The following is a 21,253-nucleotide window of genomic DNA, read 5'->3' as shown; positions in this document are numbered from 1 at the left end:
GTAGCCACTGCCGAACCCGGTCGGCAGAACGTCTTCGGGGAGCCCCGAGTGGATCGCACCGCCCAGCTCGTCGCCCGCCCAGCGGAGTACCCCGCTGTATACGATCCCGCCACACCGGCCGGGTCGCTGCACCTCAGAGCGGTGGAGGTGCTGGAGGGCAACTGGTCGGGGACGTCGACGGTGCCCTCGCGCGGGCTGTACCCGCACCAGTGGTCCTGGGACTCGGCGTTCGTCGCCATCGGGCTGCGGCACGTCTCGCCGCGCCGGGCGCAGACGGAGCTGGAGACGCTGTTCGACGCGCAGTGGGGCGACGGGCGGATCCCGCACATCGTCTTCAACCCCTCCGTGCCGTTCGACGCGTACTTCCCGAGCCCCGACTTCTGGCGCTCCTCGACCGCGGGGCGCGCTGCGGGCGCCCCGCGCACCGTACAGACCTCCGGCATCGTGCAGCCACCGGTGCACGCGCTGGCGGCCTGGCTGGTGCACTGCGCCGACCCGGGACTGTCGCGGGCGCGCGGCTTCCTCGCCCGGGTGTATCCCCGGCTGGCCGCCTGGCACCGCTATCTGCTGCACCGGCGGGATCTGGGCGGGGGCGGGCTGGTGTCCGTGGTCCACCCCTGGGAGCAGGGCATGGACAACGCCCCCTCGTGGGACGCCCCGCTCTCCCGGATCACCCCGGCCCCGGCCCGTTCCTTCCGACGCGCCGACCTCGACCACGGGGCCGCGGGCGACCGGCCGACGGATCTGGACTACGGACGGTACGTGCGGCTGGCGACGGACTACCGGGACGGGGGGTACCGGGACGGGCTGGGCGGGGGATACAGGGACGGGCTGGGCGGGGGATACAGGGACGGGTCGGGCGGGGGATACAGGGATGGGTCGGGCGGGGGGCACCGGAACGGGTCGGGTGAGGGCCACGGGGACGGAGCGGGTGGGGGCCACGGCGTCGGGCACAGTGAGTTCGCCGTCGAGGATCCCTCCTTCAACGCCCTGCTCATCGCCTCCGAGCACGCGCTCGCGCGCATCGCGCACGAGCTGGGAGCCACGGGTACGGCCCGGCACGCGCGCGCGGCTCGGCTGACGGCGGCGCTCGTCGAGCGGCTGTGGGACCCGGCGGAGGGCCTGTTCTTCTGCCGGGACGTGCGGGGCGGGGGGCTCATCCGCGAGCGGGGCGTCTCCGGCCTGGTCCCGCTGCTCCTGCCCGGTCTGCCGCCCGAGGTGGCCGCCGCGCTCGTACGGACCCTGCGCGGGCCGCACTTCGGGCTGGGCACGGCCACCCGCCTCGTCCCCAGCTACGACCTGCTCGGCGAGGCCTTCGACCCGCACCGTTACTGGCGGGGTCCGGCCTGGTTCAACACGAGCTGGCTGCTGGAGCGGGGGCTGCGGGCGCACGGCGAGCGGGCGGGGGCGGACGCGCTGCGCGAGGCCGTGCTGGAGATCGCGGGCACGTCGGAGTTCGCCGAGTACGTCGACCCGTACACGGGCGAGGCCTGCGGGGCGACGGGCTTCAGCTGGACCGCCGCGCTCACGCTCGACCTGCTGCACGACACGGACGGCGACACAAGTCGCCCGCACGGCAAGGACCACCCGCGCGGCAAGAAGCACTCGCCCGACACCAACGGACCGCACGACCGGAACGACCCGAACGTCCTGCACGATCCAAACGATCTGCGTGTCACGAACAACCCGCACGTCACGAACGACCTGCACGGCACGGACGACCCGAACAACCTGCACGACACGGACCGCACCGCACTCAAGGGAGGGGACCGGGGATGACGGACCGGCATCATCTGCTCGTGTACGGCGGGACGTTCGCCGCCGTCGGCGACCGCGGGGACATCAGTGGCGTGCGGGGCGCCGGCTCCCCCGACGGCTTGTTCGTCAGGGACGCACGGCACCTCAGCCGCTGGCAGCTCACGGTCGACGGGGCCGTACCGGAGGTGCTCGCGCCGGTCGCGGACGGGGACGTCGCGCGCTGTGTGCTCGTCCCGCGCGGTGGCCGTACCGAGCCGCCGTCCTGCACGCTCTTCCGTGAACAGGCCGTCGGCGACAGTTCGTTCGTGGAGTCGCTGCGGGTCGTCAGCAACCGCCCGGTGCCGCTGACGGTCCGTCTGGCGCTCACCGTCGACGCCGACTTCACCGACCAGTTCGAGCTCCGCTCCGACCACCGCACCTACACCAAGACCGGCGCCGTCCGCCGCCGTCAGGTCCTCGGCCACGGCGTCGAGTTCACCTACCGGCGCGGCGAGTGGCGGTCCGTCACGACGGTGACCGCCGAGCCCGCCCCGGACGCCGTCGAGGAGACCGGCACCGGCGCCCGCCGCCTGGTGTGGAAGCTGGAGCTGGAGCCGCACGGCTCGGCCGAGCTGATCCTGCGCGTGATGGCCCGGCCGCACGGCGAGAAGCGGGCGCTGCGGGTGCCCCGTTCCCCGGCCGCGCTGACCGAGAAGTTGCTGGCGCAGGAGGGCGAGTTCGTGGAGGGCGTGGCCTTCCCGACGGGCTGGCCCGAGCTGGCCGCCGCCTGCGCGCGCGGCCTCGCCGACCTGGCCGCGCTCCAGATCCCGGCGACCGGCCCGGACGGCGAGGAGCTGCGCGTCCCGGCGGCCGGCGCGCCCTGGTTCCTGACGCTGCTCGGCCGCGACGCCCTGCTCACCTCGCTCTTCGCCCTCCCGTACCGCCCCCGCCTGGCCGCCGCCACGCTCCCGGCGCTGGCCGCCACCCAGGCGACCGAGACCGGACCGGAGTCGGTCGCCCAGCCCGGCAAGATCGTCCACGAGGTGCGGCACGGCGAGCTCGCCCACTTCGGTCAGGTCCCCTACGGCCGCTACTACGGCTCGGTGGACGCCACCCCGCTGTTCCTCGTCCTGCTGGGCGCGTACGTCGAACAGACCGGCGACACGGCCCTGGCCCGCCGACTGGAGCCCCACGCCCGCGCGGCCGTCGGCTGGATGCTCGACCACGGCGGCCTCACCTCGCGGGGCTACCTCGTCTACCGCGCCGACCAGGGCGGCCTCGCCAACCAGAACTGGAAGGACTCCCCCGGCGCCATCTGTTCGGCCGACGGCACCCGCCCGACCGGCCCGGTGACGGCGGCGGGGGCCCAGGGCTACGCGTACGACGCGCTGCGCCGCACGGCGTGGGTGGCGCGCGCGGTGTGGGAGGACGAGACGTACGCGGCCCTGCTGGAGCAGGCCGCCGCCGATCTGCGCGACCGCTTCCAGCGGGACTTCTGGATGCCGGAGCGCTCCTTCCCGGCGCTCGCCCTGGACGGCGACGGCCGCCAGGTCGACGCGCTCGCCTCGGACGCCGGCCATCTGCTCTGGTCCGGGCTGCTGGACAAGGAGTACGGGGAGCTGGTCGGCCGGCGGCTCCTCCAGCCGGACTTCTTCTCCGGCTGGGGCGTGCGCACGCTGGCGGCCGGGCAGCCGGCGTACCACCCGCTGTCGTACCACCGCGGTTCGGTCTGGCCGCACGACAACGCGCTGATCACGCTGGGCCTGGCCCGCTACGGGCTGCACGACGAGGCCCGCACGGTCGCGCACGGCCTGGTCGCCGCCGCGACCGCGACCGGTCACCGCCTCCCCGAGGTCCTCGCGGGCTACGGCCGTGACACCCACGCGGAGCCGGTGCCGTACCCTCACGCGTGCGTACGGGAATCCCGCGCCGCGGCGGCCCCGTTGGCGCTGCTCACGGCGGTGGGCGGAGCCTAGCGGGGTACTTGGCCGGGCGTTTGCCCGGTGTTTGCCCACCCCACGCCGAGCGGGGTGAACACCGGCCGGGAGCAAGCCGTACGAAATGGTGGCGGATTCGATTCCCCACATCGGATCCGCCGGATCCACCCGGCTTCGTACGGAAGGACCCTCGGGTGCCTGTCTTCACTCGCTCTCGTCACCTGCCCGACTCGCCCGACGAGACCCCTGCGACCGGCGAGGACGCCGTGGAAGCGGAGGAAGCCGTCGAGGCGACGGAAACCGGTGAGGGGACGGAGGCCGTCGAGGCGACGGAGTCCGACGAAGCCGCGGAGAAGAAGGCCCAGGCCGAAGAGGCTGAGGAGGCCGAAGAGGCCAAGGCGGAGGGGGCCGACGAGGCCCAGGAGGCCAAGTCGAAGAAGGCCGACGAGGCTCAGGGGGCCAAAGGGGCGAAGGACGCCCCCCGCCCCGCCCCACGCTCCTTCAGGGCCCGTCTCACGCACTGGCGTGCCTGGCGGAGCCGGTATCCCGTGGCCGCACGGGTGCTGTGGTGGACGGCGACCGTGGTGTCGGTCGTGCTGGTGCTCGGGGCGATGCTGCTGCCGAACCGGCTGTTCGCGCTGGAGCTCAGGCAGTTCGCGCGGCTGCCCGGGGAGGCGATCATCGCGGCGGTCGTCCTGCTGGCGCTGCCCCGCCGGCCTCGGGTGGTCGTGGCGGTGCTGACCGGCGTGTTCCTCGGCCTGCTGACCGTACTGAACATGCTCGACATGGGGTTCGTCGAGTATCTGGGCCGGGACTTCAACCTCGTCCTGGACTGGGGCCTGCTCGACGACGCCCAGTCCTACGTCGCCGACTCGATGGGCCGCACGACGGCCCTCGCCGCCACGGTCGGCGTCTTCCTCCTCGTCGCCCTGCTGTGCACCGTGATGGCGCTGGCGATGGTCCGGCTGGCCGGTCTGCTGGCGCGCAACACCCAGTTGGCGACCCGGGGCACGTTGATCTCCGGCACGGTCTGGATCACCTGCTCCGTCCTCGGTCTGCAGTACGCGGGGCAGCCCGTCGCCTCCGACCGGGTCGTCCACACGCTCGGCTCCGAGACCAGGCGGGTGCAGGACACCCTGCGGGACGAGGCCGCGTTCGCGAAGGAGGCCCGCACCGACGCCTTCGGCAACACCCCGCCCGCGCAGCTCGTGCCGGACCTGCGCGGCAAGGACGTGATCTTCGCCTTCATCGAGAGCTACGGCCGCAGCGCCGTCGAGGACCCCGGCATCGCGCCCGGCGTCGACAAGACCCTCGACGTGAGCACGCAGGCCCTGACCAAGGCCGGTTTCCAGGCCCGGAGCGGCTGGCTGACCTCGGCGACCTTCGGTGGCAGCAGCTGGCTCGGCCACTCCACCACGTTGTCCGGCCTGTGGGTCGACACCCAGCAGCGCTACCGGACCGTCATGGCCAGCGACCACCTCTCCCTCACCAAGGCCTTCCAGAAGACCGGCGCCTGGGACACCGTCGGCGTCATGCCGGGCGTGCAGAAGGGCTGGCCGGAGCAGAAGTTCTACGGCCTCGACAAGGTCTACAACGCCTTCAAGATGGGCTACCAGGGGCCGAAGTTCAGCTGGTCGACCATGCCCGACCAGTACGCCCTGGAGGCGTTCCAGCGGCTGGAGCACGGCAAGCAGCGTGACAAGCCGCTGATGACGGAGATCATCCTGACCTCCAGTCACCAGCCGTGGGCGCCGATCCCGAAGATGGTCGGCTGGGACCAACTGGGCGACGGCTCCGTCTTCGACGGCATCCAGAAGGCCGGGAAGAAGGCGTCGGACGTCATCAACGACTCCGACAAGTCCAAGGAGGAGTACGGCAAGTCGATCCAGTACTCGGTGACCGCGCTCACCCAGTGGCTGGAGCGCTACGGCACCGAGGACACCGTCCTGGTCTTCCTCGGCGACCACCAGCCCATCGCCCGCGTCAGCGGCGACAATGCCAGCCGTGACGTCCCGGTCTCCATCGTCGCCAAGGACCCGAAGGTCCTCGACAAGATCGCCGACTGGAACTGGACGGAGGGGCTGAAGCCCGCGCACGACGCCCCGGTCTGGAAGATGAGCTCCTTCCGCGACCGCTTCCTGAAGGCGTACGGCTCCACCCCGCACCCGTCGAAGGGATGACCCGGCGACCACACCGGCAGACCTCGCCCCCGCCGCCCCTACCCGTCCCATCCCCCAGGGGCCCCGCCCCTTCAACCCCGCCCAGGGGGCTGCCGCCCCCGGCACCCCCGCTCGGCCCTGAACGGGCCTCGTCCTCAAACGCCGGACGGGCTGAAACGCCGTGACCGGCGTTGGGAGGTGAGCGAGGGGCGCAGGGGGCGAAGCCCCCGCCGGGGTCCGGGGCGAAGCCCCAGGGGCGCAGGGAGCGAAGCCCCCGGGGGCGGTCACTTCCTGGCCGACCGAGTCGGGTGGGCGGGTGGGCAAACGCCCCTCGGGGTCTGGGGCGGAGCCCCAGGGACGGCCACCCCCCGGCCAACCGAGTCGGGCGGGCGGGTGGGCAAACCCGCCCCGGGGTCTGGGGCGGAGCTCCAGGGACGGCCACCCCCCGGCCAACCGAGTCGGGCGGGCGGGTGGGCAAACCCGCCCCGGGGTCTGGGGCGAAGCCCCAGGGACGGCCGCCCCCCGGCCGACCGAGTCGGGCGGGTGGGTGGGCGAACCCGTACGTCGGCTCAACCGCCGGAGGTATCCAGCTCGGCCTCTTCCCCCACACCCGCACAGTCGTACGGATCCTTCAGCCACCCGTCCGGCAACACCACCCGGTTGTTGCCGGAGGTGCGGCCACGGGGCCCGTCGGCGCCGGCCGGCCAGGGCTGGTCGAGGTCCAGCTCGTCCAGCCCGGACCGGAGTTCCGCCAGCGAGGACGTGATCGCGAGCCGCTTGCGCATCTCGGAGCCGACCGCGAAGCCCTTCAGGTACCAGGCGACGTGCTTGCGGAAGTCGACGACGCCCTTCGACTCGTCGCCGATCCACTCGCCGAGCAGGGTGGCGTGCCGGACCATGACGTCGGCGACCTCGCGGAGGGACGGGCGGGCGATGTCCTCCGTACGGCCTTCGAAAGCCGCCACCAGGTCCGCGAACAGCCACGGCCGGCCGAGGCAGCCGCGGCCGACGACGACCCCGTCGCAGCCGGTCTGCCGGACCATCCGCAGCGCGTCCTGCGCGGACCAGATGTCGCCGTTGCCGAGCACGGGGATCTCCGGGACGTGCTCCTTCAGGCGGGCGATGGCGTCCCAGTCGGCGGTGCCGCCGTAGTGCTGGGCGGCGGTGCGGCCGTGCAGGGCGATCGCGGTGACGCCCTCCTCGACGGCGATGCGGCCCGCGTCGAGGTAGGTGATGTGGTCGTCGTCGATGCCCTTGCGCATCTTCATGGTGACGGGGAGGTCGCCCGCCCCGCTGACGGCCTCGCGCAGAATCGCCCGCAACAGGTTCCGCTTGTACGGCAGCGCGGAGCCCCCGCCCTTCCTGGTCACCTTCGGCACCGGGCAGCCGAAGTTCAGGTCGATGTGGTCGGCGAGGTCCTCCTCCGCGATCATGCGGACGGCCTTGCCGACGGTGGCGGGGTCGACGCCGTACAGCTGGATGGAGCGAGGCTTCTCACTCTCGTCGAAGTGGATCAGCTGCATGGTCTTCTCGTTGCGCTCGACCAGCGCCCGGGTCGTGATCATCTCGCTCACGAACAGGCCCTTGCCACCGCTGAACTCCCGACACAGCGTGCGGAAGGGCGCGTTGGTGATCCCGGCCATGGGGGCGAGGACGACGGGCGGCTGGACGGTGTGCGGGCCGATCTGCAGGGTCGCCCTCTTCGTGGGCGCGGTCGTGGGCATCCCCCCATTGTCACGTACGGGACGGCGTACGGCGAGATTCATTAGTTAGCCGTACTATTGACGCATGCCCGAGCTCAGCCAGCGCCGCCGTCTGCTCGTCCTCGCGATCTGCTGCATGAGTCTGCTGATCGTGAGCCTCGACAACACCGTCCTCAACGTGGCCCTGCCCGCGATGGGGCGCGACCTGCACGCCACCACCGCCGGCCTGCAGTGGACGATCGACGCCTACACGCTGGTGCTGGCCGCGCTGCTGATGCTCGCGGGCTCCACGGCCGACCGGATCGGCCGCAAGAAGGTCTTCATGGCGGGCCTGGTCGTGTTCTCGCTCGGCTCCCTGCTGTGTTCCCTCGCGCCGAGCCTCGACCTGCTGGTCGCGGCCCGGATGGTGCAGGCGGTCGGCGGCTCCATGCTGAACCCCGTCGCCATGTCGATCATCACCAACACCTTCACCGACCCTCGCGAGCGCGCCCGCGCGATCGGCGTCTGGGGCGCGGTCGTCGGCATCTCGATGGCCGCCGGTCCGCTGGTGGGCGGTCTGCTGGTGGAGTCGGTCGGCTGGCGCGCGATCTTCTGGGTCAACCTGCCGGTCGGCCTCGCCGCCCTCCTGCTGACCCTGCGCTACGTCCCCGAGTCCCGCGCGCCCAGGGCCCGCCGCCCCGACCCGATCGGCCAGCTGCTGGTCATGGCCCTGTTCGGCTCCCTGACGTACGCGATCATCGAGGCGCCGGAGTCCGGGCCCGCGGTCAGCGGGCCCTTCGGGGCGGTCGCGCTGGCCGCGCTGCTCGGTCTGCTGTGGTACGAGCCGCGCCGGGAGGAGCCCCTCATCGACCTGCGGTTCTTCCGGTCGGCGCCGTTCAGCGGGGCCACCGTGATCGCGATCAGCGCGTTCGCGGCGCTCGGCGGCTTCCTGTTCCTGTCCACGCTGTACCTGCAGAACGTCCGCGGCCTGGACGCCCTCCACGCCGGCCTGTGGATGCTCCCGATGGCCGTACCGACCTTCCTGTGCGCCCCGCTGTCCGGGCGGCTCGTGGGGAGCCGGGGGCCGCGGCTGCCGGTGGTCGTCGCGGGTGTGACGATGACGGCGAGCGGGGCGCTGTTCGCGCTCTTCGACGCGGAGACCTCCGACCTCACGCTGTTCCTCGGGTACGCGCTGTTCGGGCTGGGCTTCGGTTTCGTCAACGCGCCGATCACGAACACGGCGGTGTCCGGCATGCCCCGCAGCCAGGCCGGGGTCGCGGCGGCCGTCGCCTCCACCAGCCGCCAGCTCGGCCAGACCCTCGGTGTCGCGGTGGTGGGGGCGGTCCTGGCGGCGGGTGTGAGCACCTCGTCGTACCGGGACACTTTCGTCTCCGCCGCCGTGCCCGGCTGGTGGATCCTCGCCGGCTGCGGGCTCGCGGTCCTCGTGCTGGGCGCCGTGACCACCGGGCCGTGGGCGCGGCGGACGGCCGAGCGGACCGCGGAGCGGCTGGAGGCGAAGGACGTCCGGGAGGCGGCGGGTGTCAGCGCCTGACCGGCACACTTCGCTCCGCGCGTGCGGTCCGGGCGTCGTCGGAGAAGTCGAACAGGGCGAGGACGGCCACCCCGATGCCGGTCAGCGCCACGGTCGCGCCCCCGCCGGCGGAGACGGACTCGAGAGGGGACGCGCCGAGCGCGGCCACCGTCAGTCCCGAGGCGAAGCCCAGGACGAGCGAGGTCAGGACAGAGAACGCGAACGCGATGAGCCTCTTCTGGTTGGCGCTCACCGATGCTCCTTCTTGATGAGGGCGACCGGCGAGCGGGCGACAGCCTCGACCACCAGCCACCTGCGCAGGCAGATGACGTGCACACCGTGTGCACTCCCCCGTCCCACCCCCGCGCCGCACGGGCGCAGTCAGCAGCAGTTGGCAGAGGAATCGGTCGAGTCTGTCTGACACCAGACTCACAGGCGACGGTAGCACAGCCCCGAGCACCGCAGTAGAGGCCAAAGTCCCCTCAACGTCCGGCAGTTGAGGGGCCCCGCGTGCGTCCGGCTAGGCGGCTGCCCGTTCCACGGCGATCGCGTGCAGCTTCTCCAGCCGCTCCCTCGACTCCTGGTCCGCCGGGGTGTACGTCACCAACCGGGCCCCGCGTTCGGGGCTGAGCCACAGGTCGGTGTGGTGCAGGGTCAGGAGGCCGACGTGGGCGTTGCGGAACTGCTTGATCTTGCTGCGAGTGGCGACGATCTCGTAGCGCTCCCAGTTCCGGCGGAACTCCGGGGACTCGGTCCGCAGGCGCTTGACCAGCATCTTCCAGGCCGGTTCGGAGAGGTGGCCGGCCATGGAGGCGCGCAGTTTCGCGGCCATCAGCCGCATGACCTCGTCGAGGTCGACGATCGCCGCGCGCCAGTTGGGGTCGGTGTGGACGAGGAGCATGCAGTTGCGGTCCTCGGGCGGGATGGCGTCGAGGTCGCCCAAGAGGCGGGCGTAGGTGCGGTTGTAGGCGAGGATGTCGTAGCGGCTGTTCTGGACGCAGGCCGGGAGGGGTTCGAGCTGGCGCAGGGTCTCGCGCAGGGCGTCGGTGACCCCCTCGCAGGCCGCGGCAGGGGTGGGGTCGGTGGCGGCGGCCAGCTGGAAGAGATGGGCGCGTTCCGTCCCGTCCAGCATCAGGGTGCGGGCGAGGGCGTCGAGGACCTGCACGGAGACCTGGATGTCCCGGGCCTGTTCGAGCCAGGTGTACCAGGTGACGCCGACCGCGGAGAGCTGGGCGACCTCCTCGCGCCGCAGGCCGGGGGTGCGGCGGCGCGCGCCGCGCGGCAGGCCCACCTGTTCCGGGGTGATCCGCTCGCGGCGGCTGCGCAGGAAGGCCGCCAGTTCATGGCGTCGGATCTCCGCGCTGCCCGCCGGGCCCGCGGCCGGCTCCTGGACCATCGTCGTCATACCTCCAGCCTGCCGCCGCCCGGATCCTGTTGCCAGGTGCTCCTTCTACCAGGATAAGAACACTCTGGTACCCCTTTGAGGCCCGGAGCAGGCTCGTCGGTGTGACTGACACCGTGACCTCGACCGCCCGGCGAACCGCCGCGGCTCCCCCTGCACTCGGTCCGCTCGGCCTCTTCACCGTGCTGTTGGGTGCGGCCCTGCCCCTCATCGACTTCTTCATCGTCAACGTCGCCCTGCCCACCCTCGCCGAGGACCTCGCCGCGAGCGAGGCCGTCCTCGAACTCGTCGTCGCCGGATACGGGCTGGCGTACGCCGTTCTCCTCGTCCTCGGCGGCAGGCTCGGCGACCTGTTCGGCCGGCGTCGGCTCTTCCTCGGCGGCATGGCCGCCTTCGGCCTGAGCTCGCTGGCCTGCGGGCTCGCTCCCGACGCCTGGTGGCTGGTGGCCGCGCGGGTCGCGCAGGGCGCGTCAGCCGCCGTGATGGTGCCGCAGGTGCTCGCCACCATCCAGGCGGCCACCGAAGGTCCCCGCCGCGCCAGGGCGATGAGCCTGTACGGCGCGACCGCCGGCCTGTCCATGGTGGCGGGTCAGATCCTGGGTGGCGTCCTGGTCGCGGCCGACGTCGCCGGCACCGGCTGGCGCTCGGTGTTCCTGGTGAACGTGCCCGTCGTGGTCGTCGGCCTGGTCCTGGCCGTCCGCAGCGTCCCGGAGACCCGCTCGCAGCGACCGGAGCCGGTGGACGGCCCCGGCACGGTGCTGCTGGCCCTGGCCCTGCTGACGCTGCTCGCGCCGCTCACCGAGGGCCGGGCGGCGGGCTGGCCGCTGTGGACGTGGCTGTCGCTGGCCGCGTTCCCGCTCGCGGCGGTCGCGTTCCACCTGGTGGAGCGCCGGGCCGACCGGCGCGGCCGGACGCCGCTGGTGCCGCCGAGCCTGCTCGCGATCACCACGCTGCGCCGCGGGCTGACCATCATGGCGCCGCTCGCCGTCGGATTCAGCGGGTTCATGTTCGTCGTCGCGGTGGCCCTCCAGCAGGGCGCGGGTCTGGGCCCGGTGGCGGCCGGGCTGGCGCTCGCCCCGATGGCCCTCGCGTTCTTCGCCGCCTCGCTCGCCGGACCGAGGCTGGTGGCCCGGTACGGCGCGCGTGTGGTGACGGCGGGCGCGGTGCTGCAGGGCGTGGGGGTCGCCCTGGTCGTGCTGGCCGTGTGGCACGACTGGCCGGGCCTCGGCTTCGTCGAGCTGCTGCCGGGCGCGGCCGTGGCCGGCGCGGGCCAGGCGCTCCAACTGCCCGTCGTGATGCGGATCGTGTTGTCCGAGGTGCCGCCGACCCGCGCGGGCGTCGGCGGCGGTGTGATGGTGACCACCCAGCAGGCCTCCCTGGCGCTGGGCGTGGCCACGCTGGGCAGCCTGTTCCTGTCCCTGGTACCGGAGATGGGCATGCGCGACGCGCTGATGACGACCCTGTTCGTCCAACTCGCCGGGGTCGTCCTGACCGGACTGCTGAGCCTGCGGCTGCCGCGCAGGGTCGGGTGAGGCGGGACGCAGCACGGTCACCGCGTTCCTGCCGGGGCTGCCGCTGCCCGCCGCGCGACGTGGCGCGGTCGAACGCGCCGAGCGCGCGCCCTCCGGCGGGAGGGGCACAGGACGGGACAGCACCGGCTGCGCGGGCCGCGCAGGCGTCGGTCGGCTCACCGTCCGGCGCCCTGCGCCGACTCCTGCGTCCGGCAACGCCCGGCGATCGGCGCGGGGGCGCGCCACGAGAGCGCACGCGCCGGGCGGGACCACGGCGGGGAGACCGACGTGAATGTGATGATGCGGCCGCCACCAGCAGCGGGAGTGCCTGCGCCCGTGACGGACGAGGCCGGCCCCGGCGGGATCCTCCCGCCGGGGCCGGCCTCGTGCGTACTTCGCGAGCGGCAGTCGCCTAGCAGCCGACGAGCCGCCCGGCCAGGTACCCCTCGATCTGGTCCAGCGACACGCGCTCCTGCTTCATGGAGTCACGCTCACGCACCGTCACCGCGTTGTCCTCGAGCGTGTCGAAGTCGACCGTGACGCAGTACGGCGTACCGATCTCGTCCTGGCGCCGGTAGCGGCGGCCGATCGCGCCGGCGTCGTCGAACTCGATGTTCCAGTGCTGGCGCAGCGCCTGGGCGAGGCCCTTGGCCTTGGGGGACAGCTCGGGGTTGCGGGAGAGCGGGAGCACCGCGACCTTCACGGGCGCCAGGCGATGATCGAGGCGCAGCACCGTGCGCTTCTCCATCTTGCCCTTGGCGTTGGGGGCCTCGTCCTCGACGTAGGCGTCGAGCAGGAACGCCAGCATCGCGCGGCCGACTCCGGCCGCGGGCTCGATGACGTACGGCGTCCAGCGCTCCTGGGCCTCCTGGTCGTAGTAGACGAGGTCCTGGCCGGAGGCCTTGGAGTGGGCGGTGAGGTCGTAGTCGGTGCGGTTGGCGACGCCCTCCAGCTCGCCCCACTCGTTGCCGCCGAACTGGAAGCGGTACTCGATGTCAGCGGTGCGCTTGGAGTAGTGGGAGAGCTTCTCCTTGGGGTGCTCGTACCACCGCATGTTCTCCTCGCGCAGGCCCAGGCCGGTGTACCAGTTCCAGCGCTGCTCCATCCAGTACTCCTGCCACTTCTCGTCCTCGCCCGGCTTGACGAAGAACTCCATCTCCATCTGCTCGAACTCGCGGGTGCGGAAGATGAAGTTGCCGGGCGTGATCTCGTTGCGGAAGGACTTGCCCATCTGCGCGATGCCGAACGGCGGCTTCTTGCGCGAAGCGACATGCACCTGGGCGAAGTTGGTGAAGATGCCCTGGGCGGTCTCGGGACGCAGGTACGCGATGGAGCCGGAGTCCTGCGTCGGGCCGAGGTGGGTGGAGAGCAGACCCGAGAACTGCTTGGGCTCGGTGAACTGGCCCTTGTTGCCGCAGTTGGGGCAGTTGACGTCCGCGAGGCCGTTCTCCGGGAGGCGGTTGTGCTTGGCCTCGTAGGCCTCCTCCAGGTGGTCCGCGCGGAACCGCTTGTGGCAGGAGGTGCACTCGGTGAGCGGGTCGGTGAAGGTGGCGACGTGACCGGAGGCGACCCAGACCTCGGGGGCCAGGATGACGGACGAGTCGATACCGACCACGTCCTCGCGCGACGTCACCATGTAGCGCCACCACTGGCGCTTCAGGTTCTCCTTGAGCTCGACACCCAGCGGTCCGTAGTCCCAGGCGGCCTTCTGGCCTCCGTAGATCTCACTACAGGGGAATACGAAGCCACGGCGCTTGCTCAGGCTGACGATGGTGTCGATCTTGTCGGCGGCCACGGTGCTCTCTTCATTACGACGACGGGCGACGAAGCGAGATGCTTCCAGCGAATGCTTCAGGGTACCGGCGGGGGCTCCCCCTCAACCAAATCGGTGGGCCGGTCAGGCCGCACAGAAGGTTTGTTGACAACGGTTTCCATATTTGTTGAAAATGACTGTCATGAACGTACGACGACTCATAACGGGCACAGCGGTCGCGGCCGCCACCGCACTCGGCCTCGTGACCCTCTCGGCCTGCTCCGGTGAGAGCGCCGCCGCCGGCAACACGGACAAGTTCGACGTCGTCGCGTCGTTCTACCCGATGGCCTTCCTCGCCGAGCAGATAGGCGGGAACCACGTGCACGTCACCAGTCTCACCCAGCCCGGCCAGGAACCGCACGACCTGGAGCTCAGCGCCCAGCAGCGCGTGCAGGTCGAGGAGTCCGACGCGGTGCTGTACCTCAAGAACCTCCAGCCCTCCGTCGACGACACGGTGGCCCAGTCCGAGGTGAAGACGAAGATCGACGCCGCGCGGCTCACCACGCTGGAGGAGCACGGCAGCGAGGTCGGCGGCCACGCGGCCGAGCACGACGACGGGCACGACCACGAGGAAGAGGGCGGCAAGGACCCCCACATCTGGCTCGACCCGGTCAAGTACGCAGAGGTCGCCGAAGGCGTCGGCAAGGCCTTCGAGAAGGCCGACCCGGACCACGCGGCCGACTACAAGAAGAACACCGCCGCCCTGGTCGCCAAGCTCGAAGCCCTCGACACCGAGTTCAGAAACGGCCTCGCCGGCACGAAGACCAAGGTCTTCATCACCACCCACGCCGCCTTCGGCTACCTCGCCGAGCGCTACGGCCTGACCGAGGAGGCCATCAGCGGCCTCGACCCCGAGTCGGAGCCGAGCGCCGCGCGCGTCAAGGAGCTTGAGAAGATGGCCAAGGCCGACGGTGTCACGACCGTGTTCTACGAGACGCTCGTCAGCGACAAGACCGCCAAGACCATCGCCCAGGACTCCGGACTGAAGACGGACGTCCTCGACCCGATCGAGGGCATCACCAAGAAGTCCCGCGGCACGGACTACTTCGCGGTCCAGAAGGCGAACCTCAAGGCGCTGCAGACGGCCCTGGGAACCAAGTGATCGTTACGGAGGGCGTCATGGACACCAAGGGCGAGCCCGTCATCTCCCTGCGCGGCGTCCGCGCCGAGCTGGGCTCGCGCCCGGTCCTGCGCGGCATCGACCTCAGCGTGCACCGCGGTGAGGTCGTCGCGCTGCTCGGCGCGAACGGCTCCGGCAAGTCGACGGCCGTGCGCTCCGTCATCGGGCAGGTGTCGGTCACCGCCGGGCGGATCGAGCTGTTCGGCACGGACCGGCGGCGCTTCAAGGAGTGGCGGCGCGTGGGCTACGTCCCGCAGCGCACCACCGCGTCCGGCGGCGTCCCCGCGACCGTCACCGAGATCGTCTCCTCCGGACGCCTGTCCCGGGCCCGCTTCGGCATGCTCCGCAAGGCCGACCACGAGGCCGTACGGCACGCGCTGGAGCTCGTCGGCATGGCCGACCGGGCGAAGGACTCGGTGAACGCCCTCTCCGGCGGCCAGCACCAGCGCGTGCTCATCGCCCGCGCCCTCGCCGCCGAACCCGAGCTGCTGATCATGGACGAGCCGATGGCGGGAGTCGACCTGGCCAGCCAGGAGGTCCTCGCGCGGACCCTGCGGGAGCAGGTCGCGCTGGGCGCCACGGTCCTGCTCGTCCTGCACGAACTGGGCCCGCTGGAGCCCCTGATCGACCGGGCGGTCGTCCTGCGCGACGGCTGTGTGACGCACGACGGCCCGCCCCCGCACGCGGTCGGCCAGCACGCGCTGCCCGGCCACGACCACGTACACCCGCACGCACCGGCGGGCGCCGAACCGATCCGCACGGGACTGCTGAGCTGATGGACTTCCTGAACTACGCCTTCATGCAGCGGGCGCTGCTCGCCGCCGTCCTGGTCGGCATCACCGCCCCCGCCGTCGGCATCTACCTCGTCCAGCGCCGCCAGGCCCTCATGGGCGACGGCATCGGCCATGTCGCGATGACCGGCGTCGGCCTCGGCTTCCTGCTGTCGTGGTCCCCCGTGTGGATGGCCACGGCCGTCTCGGTCCTCGGCGCGGTCCTCATGGAACTGATCCGCTGGTACGGCCGCACCCGCGGCGACATCGCCCTCGCGATGCTCTTCTACGGCGGCATGGCCGGCGGCGTGATGTTCATCAACCTCGCGCCGACGGGTTCCAACGCCAACCTGAGCTCGTACCTGTTCGGCTCGCTGTCGACGGTGTCGGAGTCGGACGTGACGGCGATCTGTGTCCTCGCGGCCTTCGTGGTGCTGGTCACCCTGGGTCTGCGCCGCCAGTTGTTCGCGGTCAGCCAGGACGAGGAGTTCGCGCGCGTGACCGGGCTGCCGGTGCGCGCCCTGAACCTGCTGACGGCGGTCACCGCGGCGGTCACGGTGACGGTCGCGATGCGGGTGGTCGGCCTGCTGCTCGTCTCGGCCCTCATGGTCGTCCCGGTCGCGGCGGCCCAGCAGCTCAGCCGCAGCTTCGCGGCGACCTTCGCGATCGCGGTGGCCATCGGCATCACCGTGACCATCGGTGGCACGGTGACCTCGTACTACCAGGACGTCCCGCCCGGCGCGACGATCGTGCTGCTGACCATCGCCGCGTTCGTCGCGCTGACCGCACTGGCGGCGCCGCTGGCCCGGCGGCGCGCCCGCGCGCTCGCCGCCGCGCAGCCCGCCGGGGATCCCACGGAGTGCGCGATTCCGGCCACCCGGGAGGCCGACCGAGGAGTCGAGGTCTGACCGCGCACAGCCCGGGCTGGCACAATGGCCCGGCAACGCGCAGACGTGAGGAGGCAACGGTGACGTCCGCTGGATCGCCCGTGAAGGGCCGCGCCACCCGGCAGCGTGCCGCCGTGGCGGCGGCGCTCGACGAGGTCGAGGAGTTCCGCAGCGCGCAGGAACTCCACGACATGCTCAAGCACAAGGGCGATTCCGTCGGACTGACCACGGTCTACCGCACGCTCCAGTCCCTCGCCGACGCCGGTGAGGTCGACGTCCTGCGCACCTCCGACGGCGAGTCCGTCTACCGCCGCTGTTCCACCGGCGAACACCACCACCACCTCGTCTGCCGCACCTGCGGCAAGGCGGTCGAGGTCGAGGGCCCGGCGGTGGAGAAGTGGGCCGAGGCGATCGCCGCGGAGCACGGCTTTGTGAACGTGGCGCACACGGTGGAGATCTTCGGCACCTGCGCGGACTGCGCCGCGGGTTGAACCGGGTCTGCGACGGTGAGCCGCCGGTCCCGTCCGGGGGCTGCCCCCCCGGACCCCGCTTCGGCCCTGAACGGGCCTGATCTCGAACTCCCCAGAGGGGCGCCCCGCGCGGGCCGGTCTACTCCTGCTTGCCTTCCATGGCCAGGAGTTCCTCGTTGGGGATGGCGCCGCCGAAGCGGCGGTCCCGGGAGGCGAACTCGACGCAGGCCCGCCACAGGTCGCGCCGGTCGAAGTCCGGCCACAGGACGTCCTGGAAGACCATCTCGGCGTAGGCGCTCTGCCAGAGCAGGTAGTTGGAGGTGCGCTGCTCGCCGCTGGGGCGCAGGAACAGGTCGACGTCCGGCATGTCCGGGTAGTAGAGGTACTTCGCGAAGGTCTTCTCGGTGACCTTGGCCGGGTCGAGGCGACCGGCCCTGACGTCCTCGGCGAGGGCCATCGCCGCGTCGGCGATCTCGGCCCGGCCGCCGTAGTTCATGCAGAAGTACAGGGTCAGCCGGTCGTTGTCCTTGGTCTGCTCCTGAGCGATCTGGAGCTCCTTGGCGACCGACTTCCACAGCTTGGGCATACGGCCCACCCAGCGCACCCGGATGCCCAGCTCGTCGAGCTGGTCGCGGGTCTTGCGGATGAAGTCGCGGTTGAAGTTCATCAGGAAGCGCACCTCGTCGGGCGAGCGCTTCCAGTTCTCGGTGGAGAAGGCGTACAGGGAGATGTTGCGCACGCCGATCTCGACCGCGCCCTGGAGCACGTCGAGGACGCGCTCGGCGCCGACCTTGTGCCCCTCGGTGCGGGGCAGCCCGCGCTCCTTGGCCCAGCGGCCGTTGCCGTCCATGACGATCGCCACGTGGTCGGGGACCAGTTCGCCGGGGAGCTTCGGCGCGCGGGCGCCGGACGGGTGCGGCTCCGGCGCCCTGTACTCCCGACGCTGCCGTCCCAGGAACCCGCGTACGACCATGTGCTTCTCGTCTCCTCTACTGCTTACTTTTCCACGTACCGAAGGGAGCGCAGTCCGCGCTCCAGATGCCAGTGCAGGTAGGCGGACACCAGCCCGCTGCCCTCGCGCACGTACCGCGCCTCGCACGCGTCCGCGGTCTCCCAGTCTCCCGTGAGCAGCGCGCCGAGGAGCTCCAGGGTCTGCGGTGAGGGTACGACGCTGCCGGGGACCCGGCAGTCGACGCAGACGGAGCCGCCGGAGGCCACCGAGAAGAACCGGTTCGGCCCGGGCATGCCGCACTTCGCGCAGTCGCTGAAGCTCGGGGCGTACCCGTTGACGGCGAGGGAGCGCAGCAGGAAGGCGTCGAGGACCAGGTGGGGCGCGTGCTCGCCGCGGGCGAGGGTCCTGAGCGCCCCGACGAGCAGCAGGTACTGCTGCACCGCCGGCTCGCCCTCGTGGTCGGTGAAGCGCTCGGCGGTCTCCAGCATGGCCGTTCCCGCGGTGTAGCGGGCGTAGTCGCTGACGATCCCCCCGCCGTACGGCGCGATGGTCTCGCTCTGCGTGCACAGCGGCAGCCCACGCCCCACCAGCTCACTCCCCCGCGCGAAGAACTGCACGTCGACGTGGGAGAAGGGTTCAAGCCGGGCGCCGAACTTCGACTTGGTCCGCCGCACGCCCCGGGCGACGGCCCGCACCCGTCCGTGGCCCCGGGTGAGCAGCGTGATGATGCGATCGGCTTCACCGAGCTTCTGGGTGCGCAGCACGACGCCGTCGTCGCGGAACAGACTCATCGCACACCACCGCAACCCTGCTGGGGGTGCGGCCCGCGGCGCAGCCGCCATCGGATGCCGTCGTCGCGGAACAGGCTCATGGGGTCCATTCTCGCCTACGCCGGGGCGGTGGTGTGCCTCCCCCAGTAGGATCCGCCGGGTGGTGCGGCGGGCGCTGGGGCGCGGGTTCGGGTGGTTGTGGGCCGCGTATGCCGTGAGCAGCTTGGGGACGTGGCTGGCGTTCAGCGCGTTTCCGATGATCGCCGTACTGGAGCTGCACGCCGGGGCGTCCGAGGTGGCCGCGCTGGCGGCCGTGGGGCCGGCGGTGGGGGCCGTGCTGGCGGTGCCGCTCGGGCCGTGGGTGGAGTTCCGGCGCAAGCGGCCGGTGATGATCGCGGCCGACCTCGTGCGGTGCGGGGCTCTGCTGAGCGTCCCGGCCGCCTTCGCGTTCGGCGGGCTCGGCCTCGGGCAGCTGCTGCTGGTGTCGGTGGTCGTCGCCGCGGCCGACATCTCGTTCACGGCGGCCAGCGGGGCCTTCCTGAAGACGCTGGTGGCGCCTGAGGACCTGCTCGTCGCGAACGGGCGGTTCGAGTCGACGACCTGGACGGCCACCATGCTCGGGCCGCCGCTCGGCGGGCTGGTGATGGGGCTGTTCGGGCCGGTGGTGACCGTGGCGGCGGACGCGGTCAGCTATCTGCTGTCGGCGCTGGGGCTGCGCGCCATCGGCGGGGGCGAGCCGGATCCCGTGGGCAAGAAGAGCTCTGCGGATCGGCCCGGACAGGACGGAGCGTCGCGCCGGCTGACCGCCGGCGACCTGCTCGCGGGCTGGCGGCACCTGCTCGCCCACCCCACGCTGCGCCCGCTGTTCCTCAACGCGGCTCTGGTGAACGGTCTGATCATGGCCGGTTCGCCGCTGCTGGCCGTACTGATGCTCGGGCCGCTCGGTTTCGCGCCCTGGCAGTACACGCTCGCCTTCGCCGTGCCCTGCGCCGGCGGTCTGGTCGGCTCGCGGCTGGCCCCGCGCCTGGTCGCCCGGTACGGGCGGCGCCGGGTCCTGCTCACCTCCGGGACGCTGCGGGCCTGCTGGCCGCTGGGGCTGGCCTTCGTGCGGCCCGGCCCGGGCGGGCTGGCGCTCGTCATGGCCGTCGAGCTCGGGCTGATCACCTGTTGCGCCGTCTTCAACCCCGTCCTCGCCACGTCCCGGCTGGAGCTGACGCCCGCGGACCGGGTGGCCCGTACGTTGTCGGCGTGGTCGGTCGGCACCAAGGCGGGCATCGCCACGCTGACCGCCCTGTGGGGCGTCCTGGCGAGCCTCACCAGCGCGCGTACCGCCCTCGCTCTCGCGGGGACGGTGCTTCTGGCGACGCCGCTGCTGCTCGCAACCCCGCGGCGCCCGGAGACGTCCGTGACTAGGGCCTGTGTGATGTCGTGATCAATCTTGGGATCCGGATCCGCCGGTCAGGCGGATCCGGTAGGAAGACGATCGTGACGCGTAGCCAACTCACCGACGACCAGTGGAAGTTGATCGAGCCGTTCCTGCCGATAGGCGAGTACGGCCCGTACCCCGGACGGCTGCGGGAGCAGTTCGAAGGGGTGATCTGGCGGTTCCGCACCAGCAGTCAGTGGCGGGAGATGCCCGGCGAGTTCGGCCCGTGGCCGACGGTCTACGGTCGCTTCCGGGTGTGGAGGGACGCCGGTGTCTTCACCGCGCTGCTGGAAGGTGTGATCGCTGAGGCCGCTCGCCAGGGGAAGACGGACTTGTCCCTGGTCAGCGTGGACTCCACCACCGCCCGCGCCCATCACGACGCCGCCGGGATGCGCATCGGCAAGGAGGTCATGGACGCCCTGGAGGAAGCCGCCGCCGAGCAGGAGCGGGCCCGGCAAAAGGGGGCGGCCCGCCGGAACAGAACGGGCAGGACGGCAGTGACGACCCCGAACGGGAAGAGCGGTGGCGCGTCAGACGACGGCGCAAGCTCCGCTTGAAGCAAGCCCTGCTGGGCAGATCCCGTGGTGGGCTGACGAGCAAGATTCATCTCGCCGCCGACCGCAAGTGCCGTCCGCTATGCCTCGTGCTGACCGCAGGACAGGCCGCCGACAGCCCGCAGTTCGTGCCCGTGCTGCACAAGGTGCGGGTTCGTCTGCCTGTCGGCCGTCCCCGAACCCGGCCTGACGCTGTCGCCGCGGACAAGGCCTACTCGTCCCGCGCCAACCGCTCTTACCTGCGCAAACGCAACATCAAGGCAGTCATCCCGGAGAAGAAGGACCAAGCCGCCAACCGGAAGAAGAAAGGCAGCCGGGGCGGCCGGCCCACACGCCATGACGTCGATCTCTACAAGGAACGGAACACCGTCGAGCGCCTGATCAACAAGCTGAAGGCCTGGCGGGGAATCGCGACTCGATACGACAAGACGCCCGAGAGCTACCTCGCCGGCCTCCATCTCCGCGCCTCGATGATCTGGATCAACGACCTCCTGAAGCCAACTGGTTGATCACAACATCACACAGGCCCTAG

Annotated in this window: 16 protein-coding genes and 1 pseudogene; 11 read left to right on the top strand and 6 right to left on the bottom strand. The window is 71.8% G+C overall.

The window, feature by feature from the left end; translation table 11 throughout:
- Nucleotides 1-48 precede the first annotated feature (48 nt).
- The 3 genes from ACPT94_RS16095 (at nucleotide 49) to ACPT94_RS16085 (ending at nucleotide 5,854) form a co-directional block, all read left to right on the top strand.
- A complete protein-coding gene (locus ACPT94_RS16095; RefSeq protein WP_425246127.1) occupies nucleotides 49-1,779 on the top strand; it encodes an MGH1-like glycoside hydrolase domain-containing protein in 1,731 nt (576 codons plus the stop codon).
- Nucleotides 1,776-3,713 carry an amylo-alpha-1,6-glucosidase gene (locus ACPT94_RS16090; RefSeq protein ID WP_360347795.1) on the top strand — a complete coding sequence of 646 codons (1,938 nt, stop codon included), beginning with the start codon at nucleotides 1,776-1,778 and terminating at the stop codon, nucleotides 3,711-3,713. The genes ACPT94_RS16095 and ACPT94_RS16090 overlap by 4 nt, the downstream gene beginning before the upstream one ends.
- Nucleotides 3,714-3,868: 155 nt before the next feature.
- Nucleotides 3,869-5,854: an LTA synthase family protein gene (locus tag ACPT94_RS16085; protein ID WP_425246126.1), complete on the top strand. Its 1,986-nt coding sequence runs from the start codon at nucleotides 3,869-3,871 to the stop codon at nucleotides 5,852-5,854.
- A gap of 548 nt (nucleotides 5,855-6,402) precedes the next feature.
- On the opposite strand, the gene dusB is transcribed toward ACPT94_RS16085, so the two are convergent.
- Nucleotides 6,403-7,557 carry a tRNA dihydrouridine synthase DusB gene (gene dusB / locus ACPT94_RS16080; protein ID WP_360347789.1) on the bottom strand — a complete coding sequence of 385 codons (1,155 nt, stop codon included), beginning with the start codon at nucleotides 7,555-7,557 and terminating at the stop codon, nucleotides 6,403-6,405.
- A 64-nt stretch (nucleotides 7,558-7,621) separates the two neighbouring features.
- On the opposite strand from dusB, the gene ACPT94_RS16075 reads away from it, so the two are divergent.
- Nucleotides 7,622-9,067 (top strand): MFS transporter, encoded by a 1,446-nt coding sequence (locus tag ACPT94_RS16075; RefSeq protein WP_425246125.1) that lies wholly within the window; start codon nucleotides 7,622-7,624, stop codon nucleotides 9,065-9,067.
- Here the strand turns inward: ACPT94_RS16075 and ACPT94_RS16070 are convergent.
- Nucleotides 9,057-9,299: a hypothetical protein gene (locus ACPT94_RS16070; RefSeq protein ID WP_360347783.1), complete on the bottom strand. Its 243-nt coding sequence runs from the start codon at nucleotides 9,297-9,299 to the stop codon at nucleotides 9,057-9,059. The genes ACPT94_RS16075 and ACPT94_RS16070 overlap by 11 nt on opposite strands.
- A 267-nt stretch (nucleotides 9,300-9,566) precedes the next feature.
- On the bottom strand, nucleotides 9,567-10,451 hold the full coding sequence (locus ACPT94_RS16065) for a helix-turn-helix transcriptional regulator (protein WP_360347780.1): 885 nt from the start codon (nucleotides 10,449-10,451) through the stop codon (nucleotides 9,567-9,569).
- A 101-nt stretch (nucleotides 10,452-10,552) separates the two neighbouring features.
- Here ACPT94_RS16065 and ACPT94_RS16060 point away from each other — a divergent pair, with 101 nt between their 5' ends.
- The gene (locus ACPT94_RS16060; protein ID WP_425246122.1) at nucleotides 10,553-11,980 is read left to right on the top strand and encodes an MFS transporter; all 1,428 of its coding nucleotides are present in this window, start codon (nucleotides 10,553-10,555) and stop codon (nucleotides 11,978-11,980) included.
- A 391-nt stretch (nucleotides 11,981-12,371) separates the two neighbouring features.
- On the opposite strand, the gene ACPT94_RS16055 is transcribed toward ACPT94_RS16060, so the two are convergent.
- Nucleotides 12,372-13,754, bottom strand: a complete 1,383-nt coding sequence (locus tag ACPT94_RS16055; protein ID WP_360347761.1) for a glycine--tRNA ligase — start codon at nucleotides 13,752-13,754, stop codon at nucleotides 12,372-12,374.
- Nucleotides 13,755-13,914: 160 nt separating this feature from the next.
- Here ACPT94_RS16055 and ACPT94_RS16050 point away from each other — a divergent pair, with 160 nt between their 5' ends.
- From ACPT94_RS16050 to ACPT94_RS16035, 4 genes are read left to right on the top strand one after another with little or no spacing between them, the layout of a single operon-like run.
- Entirely contained in the window at nucleotides 13,915-14,874 is a 960-nt protein-coding gene (locus tag ACPT94_RS16050; RefSeq protein ID WP_425246121.1) for a metal ABC transporter substrate-binding protein, read from the top strand.
- 17 nt (nucleotides 14,875-14,891) lie between these two features.
- On the top strand, nucleotides 14,892-15,668 hold the full coding sequence (locus ACPT94_RS16045) for a metal ABC transporter ATP-binding protein (RefSeq protein ID WP_425246120.1): 777 nt from the start codon (nucleotides 14,892-14,894) through the stop codon (nucleotides 15,666-15,668).
- On the top strand, nucleotides 15,668-16,570 hold the full coding sequence (locus ACPT94_RS16040) for a metal ABC transporter permease (protein ID WP_360347753.1): 903 nt from the start codon (nucleotides 15,668-15,670) through the stop codon (nucleotides 16,568-16,570). The genes ACPT94_RS16045 and ACPT94_RS16040 overlap by 1 nt, the downstream gene beginning before the upstream one ends.
- 59 nt (nucleotides 16,571-16,629) lie before the next feature.
- The gene (locus ACPT94_RS16035) at nucleotides 16,630-17,040 is read left to right on the top strand and encodes a Fur family transcriptional regulator (protein ID WP_360347750.1); all 411 of its coding nucleotides are present in this window, start codon (nucleotides 16,630-16,632) and stop codon (nucleotides 17,038-17,040) included.
- Between the two features lie 118 nt (nucleotides 17,041-17,158).
- Here ACPT94_RS16035 and ACPT94_RS16030 read toward each other — a convergent pair whose 3' ends face one another.
- Nucleotides 17,159-17,992, bottom strand: coding sequence for an isoprenyl transferase (locus tag ACPT94_RS16030; RefSeq protein ID WP_360347747.1), 834 nt, complete (start codon nucleotides 17,990-17,992; stop codon nucleotides 17,159-17,161).
- A gap of 23 nt (nucleotides 17,993-18,015) precedes the next feature.
- Nucleotides 18,016-18,762, bottom strand: a complete 747-nt coding sequence (gene recO, locus ACPT94_RS16025) for a DNA repair protein RecO (protein WP_360347743.1) — start codon at nucleotides 18,760-18,762, stop codon at nucleotides 18,016-18,018.
- A gap of 202 nt (nucleotides 18,763-18,964) precedes the next feature.
- Between recO and ACPT94_RS16020 the strand changes: the two genes are divergently transcribed.
- Together ACPT94_RS16020 and ACPT94_RS16015 are read left to right on the top strand one after the other, a co-directional pair.
- Complete coding sequence (locus ACPT94_RS16020) at nucleotides 18,965-20,173, top strand: MFS transporter (RefSeq protein ID WP_425246119.1); 1,209 nt, start codon at nucleotides 18,965-18,967, stop codon at nucleotides 20,171-20,173.
- 53 nt (nucleotides 20,174-20,226) lie between these two features.
- Nucleotides 20,227-21,230: pseudogene (locus tag ACPT94_RS16015) on the top strand (IS5 family transposase).
- Nucleotides 21,231-21,253 lie beyond the last annotated feature (23 nt).

The organism is Streptomyces aurantiaciflavus (assembly GCF_049808595.1).
Lineage (GTDB): Bacteria > Actinomycetota > Actinomycetes > Streptomycetales > Streptomycetaceae > Streptomyces.
This window is presented reverse-complemented; position numbering and strand designations above follow the sequence as displayed.